The sequence below is a fragment of the Companilactobacillus sp. FL22-1 genome, from assembly GCF_043951805.1.
Lineage (GTDB): Bacteria > Bacillota > Bacilli > Lactobacillales > Lactobacillaceae > Companilactobacillus.
On the sequence record NZ_JBINJY010000006.1, the window covers coordinates 68,175 to 81,750 of the forward strand.

At 35.7% G+C, this 13,576-nt stretch carries 15 protein-coding genes; 5 read left to right on the top strand and 10 right to left on the bottom strand.

Going from position 1 to position 13,576, the window contains the following annotated elements:
- Positions 1-98 precede the first annotated feature (98 nt).
- Positions 99-755: a zinc-ribbon domain-containing protein gene (locus ACG72T_RS06210; RefSeq protein ID WP_395265300.1), complete on the bottom strand. Its 657-nt coding sequence runs from the start codon at positions 753-755 to the stop codon at positions 99-101.
- A 457-nt stretch (positions 756-1,212) separates the two neighbouring features.
- Between ACG72T_RS06210 and celB the strand changes: the two genes are divergently transcribed.
- The gene (gene celB, locus ACG72T_RS06215) at positions 1,213-2,565 is read left to right on the top strand and encodes a PTS cellobiose transporter subunit IIC (protein WP_395265301.1); all 1,353 of its coding nucleotides are present in this window, start codon (positions 1,213-1,215) and stop codon (positions 2,563-2,565) included.
- Between the two features lie 500 nt (positions 2,566-3,065).
- Positions 3,066-3,608: a metallophosphoesterase gene (locus tag ACG72T_RS06220; RefSeq protein ID WP_395265303.1), complete on the top strand. Its 543-nt coding sequence runs from the start codon at positions 3,066-3,068 to the stop codon at positions 3,606-3,608.
- A 31-nt stretch (positions 3,609-3,639) separates the two neighbouring features.
- Here ACG72T_RS06220 and ACG72T_RS06225 read toward each other — a convergent pair whose 3' ends face one another.
- The 8 genes from ACG72T_RS06225 to coaA all read right to left on the bottom strand — a co-directional run bounded on the left by ACG72T_RS06225 (position 3,640) and on the right by coaA (position 10,045).
- Positions 3,640-4,251, bottom strand: coding sequence for an FtsK/SpoIIIE domain-containing protein (locus ACG72T_RS06225; protein WP_395265304.1), 612 nt, complete (start codon positions 4,249-4,251; stop codon positions 3,640-3,642).
- Between the two features lie 295 nt (positions 4,252-4,546).
- Complete coding sequence (locus ACG72T_RS06230; RefSeq protein ID WP_395265305.1) at positions 4,547-5,371, bottom strand: metallophosphoesterase; 825 nt, start codon at positions 5,369-5,371, stop codon at positions 4,547-4,549.
- Positions 5,372-5,400: 29 nt separating this feature from the next.
- The gene (locus ACG72T_RS06235; protein WP_395265306.1) at positions 5,401-6,171 is read right to left on the bottom strand and encodes an endonuclease/exonuclease/phosphatase family protein; all 771 of its coding nucleotides are present in this window, start codon (positions 6,169-6,171) and stop codon (positions 5,401-5,403) included.
- Between the two features lie 224 nt (positions 6,172-6,395).
- Positions 6,396-6,911: a hypothetical protein gene (locus tag ACG72T_RS06240; protein ID WP_395265307.1), complete on the bottom strand. Its 516-nt coding sequence runs from the start codon at positions 6,909-6,911 to the stop codon at positions 6,396-6,398.
- Positions 6,912-6,958: 47 nt separating this feature from the next.
- Complete coding sequence (locus tag ACG72T_RS06245; protein WP_395265308.1) at positions 6,959-7,240, bottom strand: hypothetical protein; 282 nt, start codon at positions 7,238-7,240, stop codon at positions 6,959-6,961.
- 12 nt (positions 7,241-7,252) lie between these two features.
- Positions 7,253-7,396: a hypothetical protein gene (locus ACG72T_RS06250; protein WP_395265309.1), complete on the bottom strand. Its 144-nt coding sequence runs from the start codon at positions 7,394-7,396 to the stop codon at positions 7,253-7,255.
- 99 nt (positions 7,397-7,495) lie between these two features.
- The gene (gene guaA, locus ACG72T_RS06255) at positions 7,496-9,061 is read right to left on the bottom strand and encodes a glutamine-hydrolyzing GMP synthase (RefSeq protein WP_395265310.1); all 1,566 of its coding nucleotides are present in this window, start codon (positions 9,059-9,061) and stop codon (positions 7,496-7,498) included.
- Between the two features lie 57 nt (positions 9,062-9,118).
- Positions 9,119-10,045, bottom strand: coding sequence for a type I pantothenate kinase (gene coaA, locus ACG72T_RS06260; RefSeq protein WP_395265311.1), 927 nt, complete (start codon positions 10,043-10,045; stop codon positions 9,119-9,121).
- Between the two features lie 91 nt (positions 10,046-10,136).
- Between coaA and ACG72T_RS06265 the strand changes: the two genes are divergently transcribed.
- Together ACG72T_RS06265 and ACG72T_RS06270 are read left to right on the top strand one after the other, a co-directional pair.
- Positions 10,137-10,718, top strand: coding sequence for an SGNH/GDSL hydrolase family protein (locus ACG72T_RS06265; protein ID WP_395265312.1), 582 nt, complete (start codon positions 10,137-10,139; stop codon positions 10,716-10,718).
- A gap of 10 nt (positions 10,719-10,728) precedes the next feature.
- Positions 10,729-11,364, top strand: coding sequence for a GPP34 family phosphoprotein (locus ACG72T_RS06270; RefSeq protein WP_395265314.1), 636 nt, complete (start codon positions 10,729-10,731; stop codon positions 11,362-11,364).
- Between the two features lie 64 nt (positions 11,365-11,428).
- On the opposite strand, the gene ACG72T_RS06275 is transcribed toward ACG72T_RS06270, so the two are convergent.
- Complete coding sequence (locus ACG72T_RS06275; RefSeq protein ID WP_395265315.1) at positions 11,429-12,127, bottom strand: EAL domain-containing protein; 699 nt, start codon at positions 12,125-12,127, stop codon at positions 11,429-11,431.
- An 83-nt stretch (positions 12,128-12,210) separates the two neighbouring features.
- Here ACG72T_RS06275 and ACG72T_RS06280 point away from each other — a divergent pair, with 83 nt between their 5' ends.
- Positions 12,211-13,575: an FAD-dependent oxidoreductase gene (locus ACG72T_RS06280; RefSeq protein WP_395265430.1), complete on the top strand. Its 1,365-nt coding sequence runs from the start codon at positions 12,211-12,213 to the stop codon at positions 13,573-13,575.
- The last annotated feature ends 1 nt before the right edge of the window (position 13,576 follow it).

Consider the following 13,576-nt stretch of genomic DNA (forward strand, 5'->3'; position numbering starts at 1 on the left):
CACCAGATTTGGTTTCCGATGACCCTGGTGATTATGATGAATTGAATGACAAAAGAGCAACTCCTTTTTTACCCGGAGTTGCTCTTTTGTTATTTATTTTAATTGATTTGTGCGCCACACTTATTACAAAATACTGAGCCAGGTTTTAACTGTGCTCCACATTTTGAACAGAAGACAAAGTCTGCCGTATCGGTTGCTACATTTGTATCGGCATTATTATTGATAGCATTAACAACACTGTTAGTATTGTTAACTGCTTGCTGGCGAGTTAATTCTGATTGCTTACGCACATTTCGATCATCTTGGAATTGTGCCAATTTTTGAGTCAATTGATTTTCTAGGCCATCAACCCGGCTGGCTTCAAAGAAGGGAAACTCAATAACTTTTTGAATTCCTGAACGCTCATAAGTAAAGGAAGTTTTAATCCCTCCGCCTAATACAGCTGCTCCAATTAAGAGCATCAATAAAGCTCCAAAAGTTACGCTACCAAGCATGGCTAACCCAGCCATAATCAGAACAAGTCCTAAAATAATTGATCCTAGTTTGTATGACTTGGAAGTGTAGACATTGGTTATCCCTGAGAGTGGTGATGAATCCTTGGTTTTACCAGCGGGTAAGAGACCAAATAAAACTGTATTGGGCATATTTACACGTAGGAAAGAATCATCCATTGTGATACTCCCCTTGACCCAAAAGGCCACTAAACTAACTGAAAATAAATCACTATCGTTTTGCGAATCAACAGATTGAACCATAATATCCTCCTAAAAATATATATTTTCACGGATAGTATATGGAAACCTATTTTTTCTAGCAATAAGATTTGTTTATAATAATATTTCCTTCAAAATTTAAATAATATTGATATAAATAACGTTATTTAATTGCGTTGATTTTTATTTTATTGCCTTTTTTCATAAATAGTTATATAGCTACTTAAACAAATTAGTTAATAATTTATGTAGATAACTATTCTCGGTTATCTTGTATACAAAGAGGTGCTGGGGTGGTCACCTAGCACTTTTTTGTATCTAAAAAAGTTTCATTTTACAGGTATACCAATTTCATTTCAAAAGAGATTCGAACGAGTCTTGACATCTTGATACAATTGGAGTATGTGGATTATTTTATCATTTTTCTTTCAAAAACCAGTTTACTTTTGGCAGCGCTTGCACTAGTATAATAGTCGTAACTTTTTGAGGAGGGATTTTTATGTCAAGTGAGGATACAGGTTCTTTTAAGGATCGAATGATTAACCTTGCTGGTAAGTTTGCGGCTACTAGATTTGTTAGAGCCATCATGGACGCCGGTTATAGTGTTATTCCATTCACAATTATTGGATCAATTTTTCTTATTTTGAACGTTTTACCCCAGGCCTTTCCAATTCCTGGGTTCGCAGCAGTATATGCTAGCAGTTTGGGTCGTTTTTCTAATCTATTCCAAACTGGTTATAATGCCACAATGGGTATTTTGGCTTTGATCTTCGCAGGTCAATTCACTTTTTCTTATACTAAGATTTATGCAAAGGAAGAAAATCTGAATCTTGTTCCACTAAATGCTCTATTTATGTTTTTAATGGCATTCTTCATTACCGTTCCACAATTAATTTGGAAGAACGGTGTTATTCAATTTCAACAATCTCTAAAACCAGACAACATTATCGGTGGTGGTTACGCCGTATCTACTGGTGGTATTACCAGAATTGCTGCCGTAGGTATTTTTACCGGTTTAGTTGTTGGTTGGATTACAGTTCAAATTTATCGTTTTACTGTTAAACACAACTGGCAAATCAAGATGCCAGCATCAGTTCCAGCTGGTGTTTCTAACTCATTCAGTTCATTGATTCCTGGTGCCTGTGTTGCTTTTGTTGTTATGGTACTTAACTTGATCTTTGTTCTTTTAGGAACTGATATATTCAAGGTATTATACATTCCATTTTCATTTATCAGTAATATTACAAATACATGGTGGGGCTTCTTGATTATCATCTTCCTTATCCACTTCCTATGGTGGTTCGGTATTCACGGTGCTACAATCATGAGCTCATTCTATACACCAATTATTTTAGCTAATATGATTGCTAATACTAAAGGTGCCAGCAACTTCTTCGCCGGTGATCCATTGAACGCCTTCGTTATCATTGGTGGTTCCGGTGCTACTTTAGGTGTTGCCATTTGGTTAGCATTCTTCTCTAGATCAGCCCAATTAAAGGAAATTGGTAAGGTTGAACTTGTTCCAGCTATCTTCAATATCAACGAACCTTTATTATTCGGTTTACCTATCGTTTATAATGTCGACCTATTTATTCCATTCTTAGGTGCTCCAATTGCTTCAGGACTTGTTAGTTACTTTGCTATCACATCCAAATTGGTTCCTAAGATTATTACTCAACAACCATGGCCTACACCAGTTGGTTTGAGTGGATTTATTGGTACTGCTAGTTGGAAAGGTGCTGTCCTTTCTATCGTCTGTGCCTTGGTATCATTCGTCGTTTGGTTCCCATTTATCAAGCGTTACGACAACAAGTTGCTAAAACAAGAAAAAGCTGCAGAAGCTGCTGCTTAAGGTTCAGTTTTATGCAAGAAAGTCTTTCAATGAATTTACTTCATCTGAAAGGCTTTTTTATATTCTAATTATCAACTAAGTTCTCTGAGTACCTCTTAATATCAACCTATTTAAATTCACTATTCGCATTCAACTTATAAGAATGTAAAGAAAAAGAACCATACCAATTAAGGTATGATTCTTAGAAATAGGTCTCACCAACACGATTTGACTTAGACCCTTTTATTTAAGATAAAAAGAGCATCTCCGACAATAGTCAGAGATGCTCTATATTTTTCTACGGAATATTATTCCCACTCAATGGTTGTCTTAATTAATTTGAATTGAAATACTATTTTTACAGCATTCTCATTTCCTAACAATCGTTATATTTAATATGAATTTAAATGGATTGTTTGCAATTTGTTTGTACTAAAAATTATACTTTTAATCATTGAACATTACAACTTTCTATAAAGATAATGTAATATATCATCAATGACTAAAAAGGGAGAACACAAATGAAATATTTTATAGCAGATACACATTTCTTCCATGAACCAATAATTGCTTTCTGTAATCGACCATTTCATAATGTTGAAGAAATGAATCAAAAGTTAATAGAAAAATGGAATAAGACTGTAAAATCTCCAAACGATGAAGTATATATTTTAGGAGATTTTGTTTATATGGGTACTGGGGAACAGGCAAATACAATTTTAAAACAACTACGAGGCAAAAAATATCTAATTAAAGGAAATCATGAACAATACTTAAATGATCAAAATTTTGACCATTCTTTATTTGAATGGGTTAAAGATTATTATTCTTTTGAATATAATAATAGAAAATTTGTTCTTTTTCACTATCCTATATTGGAATGGGACGGTTACTACAACCACGCAATTCATTTATATGGTCATGTTCACAATATAAATGCTGCTTATTTTACTAGAACGCTGGGTGAAAATGCAGTGAATGTTGGTGTCGATATAACGAATTATAGGCCAATTAGTATAGAAGAAATAGTGAACATTGTGAATTTACGAGAAATGTCCCTGTAATTCACAGTAGAAATAAACAGAACTTCTTTCATTAAAACATCAACCAGACTGGTTTAAAACCATGATTGGTAAAATTAGATCCATATTTAAAATTCTCTGGTTCATTCATGAAATCATATCGTTTTTGCATTTCTTCTACGGCAAGACGTGTAACTTTAGTAATATGCGGTAATGTTACGGCAACATTTTGCTCATTCAAAACCTTTTTTAAAGCTGATAAATCTGAATGTTTGGGATCGACAATATAGAGTTCTGTTTGTCGTTTCAATAACTCAAGAACAAACCAACTAATAAATACAGATTTTCCTGAACCTGTACCACCTGAAATAAGAATATGAGGTGTTTTAATCATGTTATAGGTCTGTCCATATCCCAAATTAATTTCCAAGCTTTCAACCTGCTGATTTTCATCTGAACCATACTTTATACGTTCAAAAGACTCTTTCTGAAAATAGTAATCAACTGTCGTCTCACTGATTACTTTATTCTTTAAAGGATAACCAAATAGACTGCATAATCCCTTTTCCAAATTTTCAATCTTCGCGATTTTAGGAGAAATTCCTTTTAAAGCCCTAACATGTAATACTCTACCGTCTTCTTCATACAGATATGAGAACACCGTATCTTCTAAATCATTCTTCAATGTAAAACGAAGAAGCAAATATTCAATCTCAAACTCATATCTAAAAAAGTGCCTCCATTTTGAAAAAAACGAATTTCATAGAAAAAGAATAAAGCTGTTGTTATTATATCCACTATTCTGAATAACAAATCATCTGTAAACCAACAAAGAATGAACCAGAATACAATTATCGCTACTAAAATTATTTGACAAATGAGTAAATCGTGTTTGTAATTAAGGAATTCGTTTGGATTATTTAAACAGATTCTTATTGGTACCTTTTTTACTTTCTGCCTTGCTTCTTTCATCAACTGAATCAAATCCCGTCTCCTCCATGAACGTTTGGTCCATCGACATAATATTCTGATAAATCATCAAGACACAGAGCCGCCAAGCGTCCACCATAAACACAGCCGGAGTCAATAGCAATATGATGATGTGTTCGAAAAATCAAATCGTCACTACCATCATTATTTGACTGGCCTACTAATTTTCTAATAATTCGAGTAGGGGTATGACCTGTAACAAGAAATCGATCTGGAAAATATTCAACTTGATAATTTGGATGCTCAAAGATTAGATCGTAAAATTCATAGTCAATCATCGGCTTATTCCGCTGGAAATTTTCAATACCAGCGTGGACAAGGACAAACTTTCGCTCATTTACAGTCAATTCTTTGTAAAAATAAAACTCTGACAGAAACTCAATAATTTGTTGACGCTGATTGCCATTTAGCATTCTAAATTCATTGACGGTGCTCTCCCCACCTTCTTTAACCCATTCAAAAAAGATCTCCACTGAATCTCTATCTATTTTTTTAGTAGAATCAGCCGAAAAGGTTGAAGTGAGCCACCTCAAATTTTTATACGCGAAGTAATCGTGATTCCCAAGAATCGGATAAATATTGGGGCTTGGCATAACGAAACGAAGCAACTTACAACTATGAGGCCCACGATCCACGAGATCACCCAACAATATGAGACGATCTTTATCAGAAAATTTTATTTTTTCTAGAAGCTGAATGAACTGATCGTAACAACCATGAACATCGGATATAACATATGTCCTTCCTAATCCACTCGGCTTTTCCATAGAATATTCACCAGATTTTTCTAACTTGTTTCCTTGTATTTGAATCAATTTCTCTCCCTCACTTTTAACCAAATGTTTTACAGTTCTATCTCTGTTAATAATTGTGCATGGTCCGGATAGCCAACTCTGTGTTTATACAATGGGTCTTGCTCAAAATCCCACTTATAAATAGAATTTTTGACGGATAGATCTCTAAAAAAGATATGATCTAAGTTAAAACCATTTCCCCAAGAATAACCATTTTTGGGTGTACCAACCTTAAAATCGGCACACTTCATTAATGAAGTCAACATTCCATAATTAAAATACTCACGTGGCTTTCCTGTATATTTTTCCTTAACTTCATTCATTTTCTTATCAAACCAACCGTTGTTAAAATCCCCGACAATTGCCGTGCGACCTGAAATATTGTGGATATCAAGTTGATTTAATAGCCCTGTTACTTGTCGTGCTCTGTCTTTAAAATCATCAGTCAAATTACTTCCGCCAATTCTAATTCTTGTTCCTACTACGTTTAAATGTTTACCATTACTTATCAAACGTACGCCCAAAAAATTTGGATTAATATCATTAACATTCTCTTTTAAATTGAAAACTTCTTTGACTTTGATATTGCTCTGTTTATTTATTGCAATAAGAATTCCATTCTTTGTTTTTAAATCTTCATCTGTGTAGACAGCATATCCGTTTTTTTCTAATTTATTATTCAAAATATCAGATTGTACATACTCGGTTAAAACAACCAAGTCTGGACTACCACTCCCTTGTATATTTCTTACTACAAAACTAGCCGCATCCTCTGATATTGTGTTAGATCTCAAATTGATATTCCAGCAAACTGCTCGCATATTTACTTCCTCCTGTATTTAAATAATATTTAGATATTTTTTTCATATTCTTAACTAATATATTAGAAAGATTCGATATTCTCTTATTATCATCCACCTATCCTCCTTTTGTCCTCCACAAGTAAGTTAACACGTCAAAATGAAACCGTCAACTCTTCGGAGAATTTTTTTCTCCTTTTTTTCTCAATAAATTAAAACAAAAAAAATAGGCCTTATAGGCCTATCTAAATGTGAAAGTGATTATGATTTAAATTGAATTCTACTTCAGTTAAAGCTTCATTCAAAATACTTTTTTCTGCAGTTGAAGTAGCAACCGCAAGGTATTTTTCTTTAATCTGACTAATCATCTCAGAATATGTAAAAACTTTATCATCATTTTTTTGAAAATTGAATAAAGCTAATTTTACCGCATACTTAATTGCTACACCGATGGTAACTGATCGAGTTCCTAAGTAATTTGGTAAATATGCCTTTAGTTTTTTTAAGTAATTATCTACATCTGGTGAAATATCAAATTTAGGTCTTGTAGCACTTGGTGTGATAGATCTTTTAGATAATTCAATTTCAATATTTTCCCACTTAGTGTCTTCCCACGAAGATTTATTATCATTAACGGCTTTCATTAATACATCACTTTTTGTGAACCGAATTTGTTGATCTGCTTCATATCTTGCTTTTAGCTCTTCAATAATTTCGGCCGTCTCAACTGATATTCTTACTTGAAGTTCTATTTGTCTCATCCTCCATTATAATATTTTTTACTTTAAGCTTTTTAATACAATAGTTTTTACGATTCTAGAAATGCCACGACTTTCTTATAACATTTAATCAAACTACTGTTAGAATCATTAACTGACGTATTCAATTGATTCAAATTAAGATTGTCTGCCAAATCAGCTAACTTTACCTCTTTAGCTATAGGATTTGGTTTTAATTTTTCTAAATACTCATGATAGGTTTCATCGGACGTTCTGGTCAATAATTTAACGGTATTTACTATCTTTTCCGGAATACCATCTTCCAGCAAATCCTCAACTGTTGTGTCTGTATCTTCTAATATATCATGCAAATACCCTGTTGCTTACGTTTCAGGACTAGTACATTTTTCTGCAACTTCTACCAGATGAAAAATATATGGATTTCCTCCGTGGTCAACCTGTTTAAGATGAGCATAATATGCAATATATCTCGCATTAAATACAATGTTTTCACTAAATTTGGCCATTATTGTCACTCCTAATAAGCATTGTTTGCTCTTTTGTTTGCCTTTTATACAAAAATAGCTCAGAAAGACTAGTCTAACCAAGCTATTTGTACTATTCAATTATTCCCACTCAATAGTTGCAGGCGGCTTAGAAGTAATATCATAAACTACACGGTTAACGTGATCAACTTCGTTTACGATTCTAACTGAGATCTTTTGCAATACATCCCAAGGGATTTGAGCAAAGTCAGCTGTCATACCATCAATTGAGGTAACGGCACGAATACCAACTGTGTAATCGTAAGTACGGCCATCACCCATGACACCAACTGAACGAATTCCTGGCAAGACGGTAAAGTATTGCCAAATTTTTTCGTCCAATCCGTTCTTAGCAATTTCATCACGAAGAATCCAGTCGCTATCACGAACGATTTCTAGTTTATCTTCGGTAACTTCACCGATAACACGAATTCCAAGGCCTGGACCTGGGAATGGTTGACGCCATACTAATTCGTGTGGCATACCTAATTTTTCACCAAGTTCACGAACTTCATCTTTGAACAAGGTTCTCAATGGTTCGATCAACTTAAATTGCATGTCTTCTGGAAGTCCACCAACGTTGTGGTGAGATTTGATTGTTTGAGCAGTACTTGTACCACTTTCGATAACGTCTGTATAAAGTGTTCCTTGAGCTAGGAAGTCGATACCATCTAACTTAGTAGCTTCGTCGTTGAACACTTGGATAAATTCGTTACCAATGATCTTACGTTTCTTTTCAGGATCAGTTACGCCAGCAAGTTTGTCTAGGAAACGTTTTTGCGCATCTACTTTGATGATGTTCAAACCAAACTTACCTTTCAAACTATCCATAACTTGATCTGCTTCGTTCTTACGCAACAAACCATGATCAACAAAGATACTTGTCAATTGTGTACCGATGGCTTTGTGTAGCAAAACGCCAACAACTGAAGAATCGACACCACCAGATAGTCCAAGAAGAACTTTCTTGTCACCAACTGTGTCACGAATCTTTTTAATTTGTTGATCAATGAAATCATCCATTGACCAGTTAGCTTGAGCTTCACAAACGTCAAAGGCAAAGTGCTTTAGGATATCCAAGCCATATTCAGTATTTCTAACTTCGGCATGGAATTGGACACCATACATTTTCTTTTCGTCGTTAGCAATCGAAGAAATAGGTGCATTCTTACTTGTAGCGACAACTTTAAAACCTTCTGGAGCTTCTCTAACGAGGTCTCCATGACTCATCCAGACATATTGCTTTTCTGGTAAGCCTTTAAATAGGACAGAATCTGAATCTTTAACTGTAATATCAGCACGTCCATATTCACGGTTATCAGCTGGTTCAACTTTTCCGCCTAAATTATAAGACATCAATTGCATACCGTAACAAATACCCAAGATAGGAATTCCTAACTTGTAAATGTCTTGGTCGATTGAAAAGGCATCCTTGTCGTAGACACTCATTGGTCCACCAGAAAGAATGATTCCTTTAGGATTGATTTCTTTAACTTCTGCAGCAGTAATAGTATTTGGTAGTAATTCAGAGTAGATACCGAAATCTCTGATTCGGCGTGTAATCAACTGATTGTATTGACTACCGTAGTCTAGAACGATGATGCTATCAGCATCAGGCCATTGCTTGCTCAAATCAATTTCCCCCATTTTTTTATTTATTCTATTGTATACGAAATTCGGTCTCATGTCATACATTGTTAACGCTTAATATTTACGAAGATAAATTTTATCGATCTGATGATCTTCTGACTTGTGTAAAATCAGGTTGGCTCGGTTCATCGTCGGTTTAATATAATCACGTAAGTTAGGATAATTGATTGTTTCCCAAACCCGTTTTGCCATGCTCATAGCGTCTTTTTCCGGAATCTGGGTGAATTGGTAGTAATAACTATTAGGATCGTTTCTAGCTAAATCTAATAGCTTCTCGAAGCGATTCAAGAACCATTCCTCAATATCTTTGACTTCTGCGTCGATATAAATGGAAAAATCAAAAAAGTCGCTGACATAGATCTGTTCGTTATGAGGCAATTGTAATACATTTATCCCTTCAACGATCAAAATATCTGGATTGTCAGTCTCTTCGTACCTATCGGGAATGATATCGTAAATATTGTGTGAATAAAGTGGATACTTGATTTTACCGCCTTTAGTCTTGACATCGCCCAAAAATTTTAACAGTTTCTCCATATCGTACGTCTCAGGGAAACCTTTTTTCTCCATTAAATGACGTTCTTTCAATATTTTACTAGGATACAAAAAGCCATCCGTCGTCATCTGTGAGACTTTATACTGTGGATAGGCGCGCTCCAGCATTATCTTCAATAACCGGGCGGTAGTGCTTTTTCCAACGGCAACTGAACCAGAGACTCCAATAATAAAAGGAATCTTTCTAGTCGAACGATTGATCAGTTCGTTTTTTAATTTCGTCAATTTACGATAATTCTTTAAGTAGATATGCAATAAGTGACGAATCGGAGCATAGATCGATCTGACATCATCGATGGATATTTCATCATCTAAGGATTTGATTTTTCTCAGCTCGCCGTCAGTAATTGCTTGTTTGGTGTATTCACCGTGGAAATTCTCCCATTGCTTGCGAGTAAATTCATCGTAGTTAGCTAAACTTTGCATATTGTTAAACCCTGCTTAATATAATAATTAACTTTTGTTTGTTTTCTGGTATTCTAGTATAGTATAGAACTTTTTTAAAAAGGAAACATATATGAAAAGAATAGTATTATTTGGGGACTTCACTTTATTAGGGGTTCGCGATGGCAAAACTAGCGATACACTCGCAAAACGCCTGCGCAAAAACTTCCCTGGTTATGAAGTCATTAATCTGTCGCTTGCGGATTACAAGACCAGTAATGCTATGACACGTGTTGATCGTGTGGCCCGCCTTCGTCCTGAAGCAATCGTTTTAGGATTCGGGGCTAACGATATCTGCACTACCGATGAAATCAAGCCTGGTAAATTTGCGGCTAATCTGTCGAATATGATTGCAAGTTTGGATCGACAAAAAATTATTTTATTGTCGCCGCCTTACATCGACTGGCAGAAGAATCCAACTCGTCCTTGGACCCGTCAGCTCCAATTCGAGTTAGTAACTGAACATCTCAGCCACCGACTAGACGTATCGTATGTTGATTTGCTGCACGATATGGCTTACGGTGCTAATCTTTCAAAAATGTTACAATCAGACGGTTTGCACTTTACCAAGCAAGGTTATAATCTCTTAGAAGACGAGTTAATACCAGAAATTAAAGCCAAATTAACTAACCATTCCAAGTTAGTGGCAAATTAAGGAGCACTTTATGGATTTAAATATTCCTCAAAAATATTTTATTTTATCGTGTAACGAAAAAGGTAGTATTCGTATTTTTAAGAATACCAGACGTCGTGCTTATTTAGCCGAAAGTTCATTTTTCGACCTAGCACTGAATGATATTATCGACCTGACAGACAACAGTGTCATCATTAATAAGGTTTTGCCCGACGACAAACAATATCTTAACGAATTTTTCCAAATCATCAATAAGAATCAGGGCAAGAGCGTCAATCACGTTTTAAGAGCAATGGCAACCAACGAAAAGATCACTCGGATCATTTACAATGAAATCGGTGATTCATTAGTCGACAAAGTTGACGTGACTAAGGCGGTAACGGGATTAGTTTTCAAGACTAACAATTATTTACCTAACCGCAACGTTAAACGCAGTCTGGTCAGTGATCTACGTAAGGAAATATTGAACTCTGACAAGATTTCACCAGACGCCTTTGCTCTATTAGCGACCTTATATGGCAATCATGATTTGAAATTTTACTTCTCACCATTTGAACAGAAACAATTGAAGGATAAGATGGATCTTTATCAAAATGATCCCACCTATGAAAAGCTGTTCGAACTTTCCAAGAAACTAAATCGTGTTACTTTAACACTTTTGAGTTAATTATTACCGCAAATACCCTCTGACTCTAGTTGAGAATCAGAGGGTATTTTTCGTTCAGCAATTATTAGAATCCTAAGTCAACCGGATCATCGGGCAAATGCAACAACTTGGGCTTGCCATAGTAATAGCCCTGACGTAATGGAATATCAAAGGACTTGCTCAATTTAGCATCATTTGCATCCTCAATCCCTTCTAAAATTAGGCGCAAACCGTACTCATTACTGATGGCATGCCAGAAATGTAACTTTTCTTGAATGTTTGGGTCTTTAGACTCGCTACGAAAATTCTGTAGAGCAAACTTCAATTCCGAAGCTAAAGGCAAGAACTCTTGAATACTCTTAAAATCATTGACACCAGTTCCAACATCATCCAATGACAATTGCATCCCCTGCTCGATAAATTTACGCAATTGTGGAATCAAACTAGTATCAGGATAACTCTTGCAACCTTTTTCCTCAGTTAATTCCACGACTAACTTAGCTGGATAGAGTTGTTTTTGACTCTGAATGATAGCTTTAGCAATGGTCGTATCCATCAGTTGTTCACGATTAATGTTGACTGAACAGTATTGTACTTTTAGGCCTAAAATCTTCGTTGTCTGAATCAACAAGTCCGAAATGATTTGTGAGTCGATATCTTTAAATGAAGCCGGAATCCGCCAGCCTTGATCAGTCAATTCCTTCATTAACAACTCATATCCAAAAATCGTATTCTTCTTTCCATCCAATTGTGGTTGCACAAAATAACGATAAATCGTTTTCATACTTTCATTCCCCTATAAACGAGTGTATATTTACCATAGTTATTATCTACCCGTAGTATACGACAAAGAGAAAGGATAGCAATATCACGAACAAAAAAGTTATTATTGTTGGCTGTACTCACGCTGGAATCGCAGCCATTAATCAAATCATCAAATATTATCCAAATACTGATATAACGGTTTACGAACGCCACCAAGAGATTTCTTATCTGGCCTGTGGAACGTATTTACATCTCGGGGGAACGGTTAAAAACTTAGACGATGTTTTCTATGCCGATCCAAAAGATTTTATCAAAAAAGGCGTCGATATGAAGATGCAACATGACGTCATCAGTATCAACGCTAAAGAGCACACTGTCTTAGCTCAAGATTTAAAAACTAAAGCGATGGTTCACGACCACTATGATAAATTACTCATCGCTACCGGGTCACTGACCGCCATTCCAGCTATCAGTGGTATCGAAAGTCCCCGGGTAATGCTTGGTAAGACTTGTGACGAGGCAAATCAGCTTTACGCTGTAGCTAAAAATAGTCATCGAATCGCCATTGTTGGCGGTGGTTATGCTGGAGTAGAGTTTGCAGAAGGTTATCGAAAATCCAATCATGAAGTTCATTTGATTGAAAAGGATCATTATCTCTTGCACGAATATCTCAGTCCTACTATGTCTGAAAAAGTCAAACAACTTTTGATTGAAAATGGCGTTCATGTTATGACTGATACCTTGGTCACCCAATTCAACGACTTACCTAACGATAAAATCAATCTCAAATCAACTAATTGTGATTGTGATGTCGATTTGGTTACAGTTGCACCTGGTACCGTACCACAATCGGATCTAGTTAAAGGTCAAGTCAATATCGCTGAAAATGGAGCTATCATCACTGATCCATATATGGGAACTTCTGACCCAGATATTTTTGCGGCTGGAGATGCCACCGAAGTTCACTTCAATCCAACTTTCACAACAGCTTATATTCCTTTAGCTTCTCACGCAATCCGTCAAGGTATGCTAGCCGGAATCAACATTTTCAACAAAAGAGTTCGAACGATGGGCACGCAAGCTACTACCGGCATGCTACTTTTCGATAAGACCATTGCCGCTACTGGTTTGACTCTCGAAAATGCTCAAAAAGCTCATTTCAATGCCGCATCCGTAATCTACGAAGGCAATTATCGGCCTGATTTCATGCCCACCACCGCAAAAGTCACTGTCGAATTGGTTTATGACAAAGACAGCCGTAAAGTTCTAGGTGCTCAAATGATGTCTGATCATGAAATCTCCCAATCGGCCAACACGATGTCGGTAGTGATCCAAAACGGCAACACGATTGATGAATTAGCTTTATTAGATATGCTCTTCTCGCCTAACTTCGATCAACCCTTTAATTACTTGAATTTAGTTGCTCAAAAGGCCGTCGACCAAGAACACGGTTTTTGGAGAAAATAAT

What these genes read in the sequence shown, in the direction of transcription:
- ACG72T_RS06210 (WP_395265300.1), bottom strand. Translation starts at nt 755, where the DNA reads ATGGTTCAATCTGTTGATTCGCAAAACGATAGTGATTTATTTTCAGTT.
- celB (WP_395265301.1), top strand. Translation starts at nt 1,213, where the DNA reads ATGTCAAGTGAGGATACAGGTTCTTTTAAGGATCGAATGATTAACCTT.
- ACG72T_RS06220 (WP_395265303.1), top strand. Translation starts at nt 3,066, where the DNA reads ATGAAATATTTTATAGCAGATACACATTTCTTCCATGAACCAATAATT.
- ACG72T_RS06235 (WP_395265306.1), bottom strand. Translation starts at nt 6,171, where the DNA reads ATGCGAGCAGTTTGCTGGAATATCAATTTGAGATCTAACACAATATCA.
- ACG72T_RS06240 (WP_395265307.1), bottom strand. Translation starts at nt 6,911, where the DNA reads ATGAGACAAATAGAACTTCAAGTAAGAATATCAGTTGAGACGGCCGAA.
- ACG72T_RS06250 (WP_395265309.1), bottom strand. Translation starts at nt 7,396, where the DNA reads ATGGCCAAATTTAGTGAAAACATTGTATTTAATGCGAGATATATTGCA.
- guaA (WP_395265310.1), bottom strand. Translation starts at nt 9,061, where the DNA reads ATGGGGGAAATTGATTTGAGCAAGCAATGGCCTGATGCTGATAGCATC.
- coaA (WP_395265311.1), bottom strand. Translation starts at nt 10,045, where the DNA reads ATGCAAAGTTTAGCTAACTACGATGAATTTACTCGCAAGCAATGGGAG.
- ACG72T_RS06265 (WP_395265312.1), top strand. Translation starts at nt 10,137, where the DNA reads ATGAAAAGAATAGTATTATTTGGGGACTTCACTTTATTAGGGGTTCGC.
- ACG72T_RS06270 (WP_395265314.1), top strand. Translation starts at nt 10,729, where the DNA reads ATGGATTTAAATATTCCTCAAAAATATTTTATTTTATCGTGTAACGAA.
- ACG72T_RS06275 (WP_395265315.1), bottom strand. Translation starts at nt 12,127, where the DNA reads ATGAAAACGATTTATCGTTATTTTGTGCAACCACAATTGGATGGAAAG.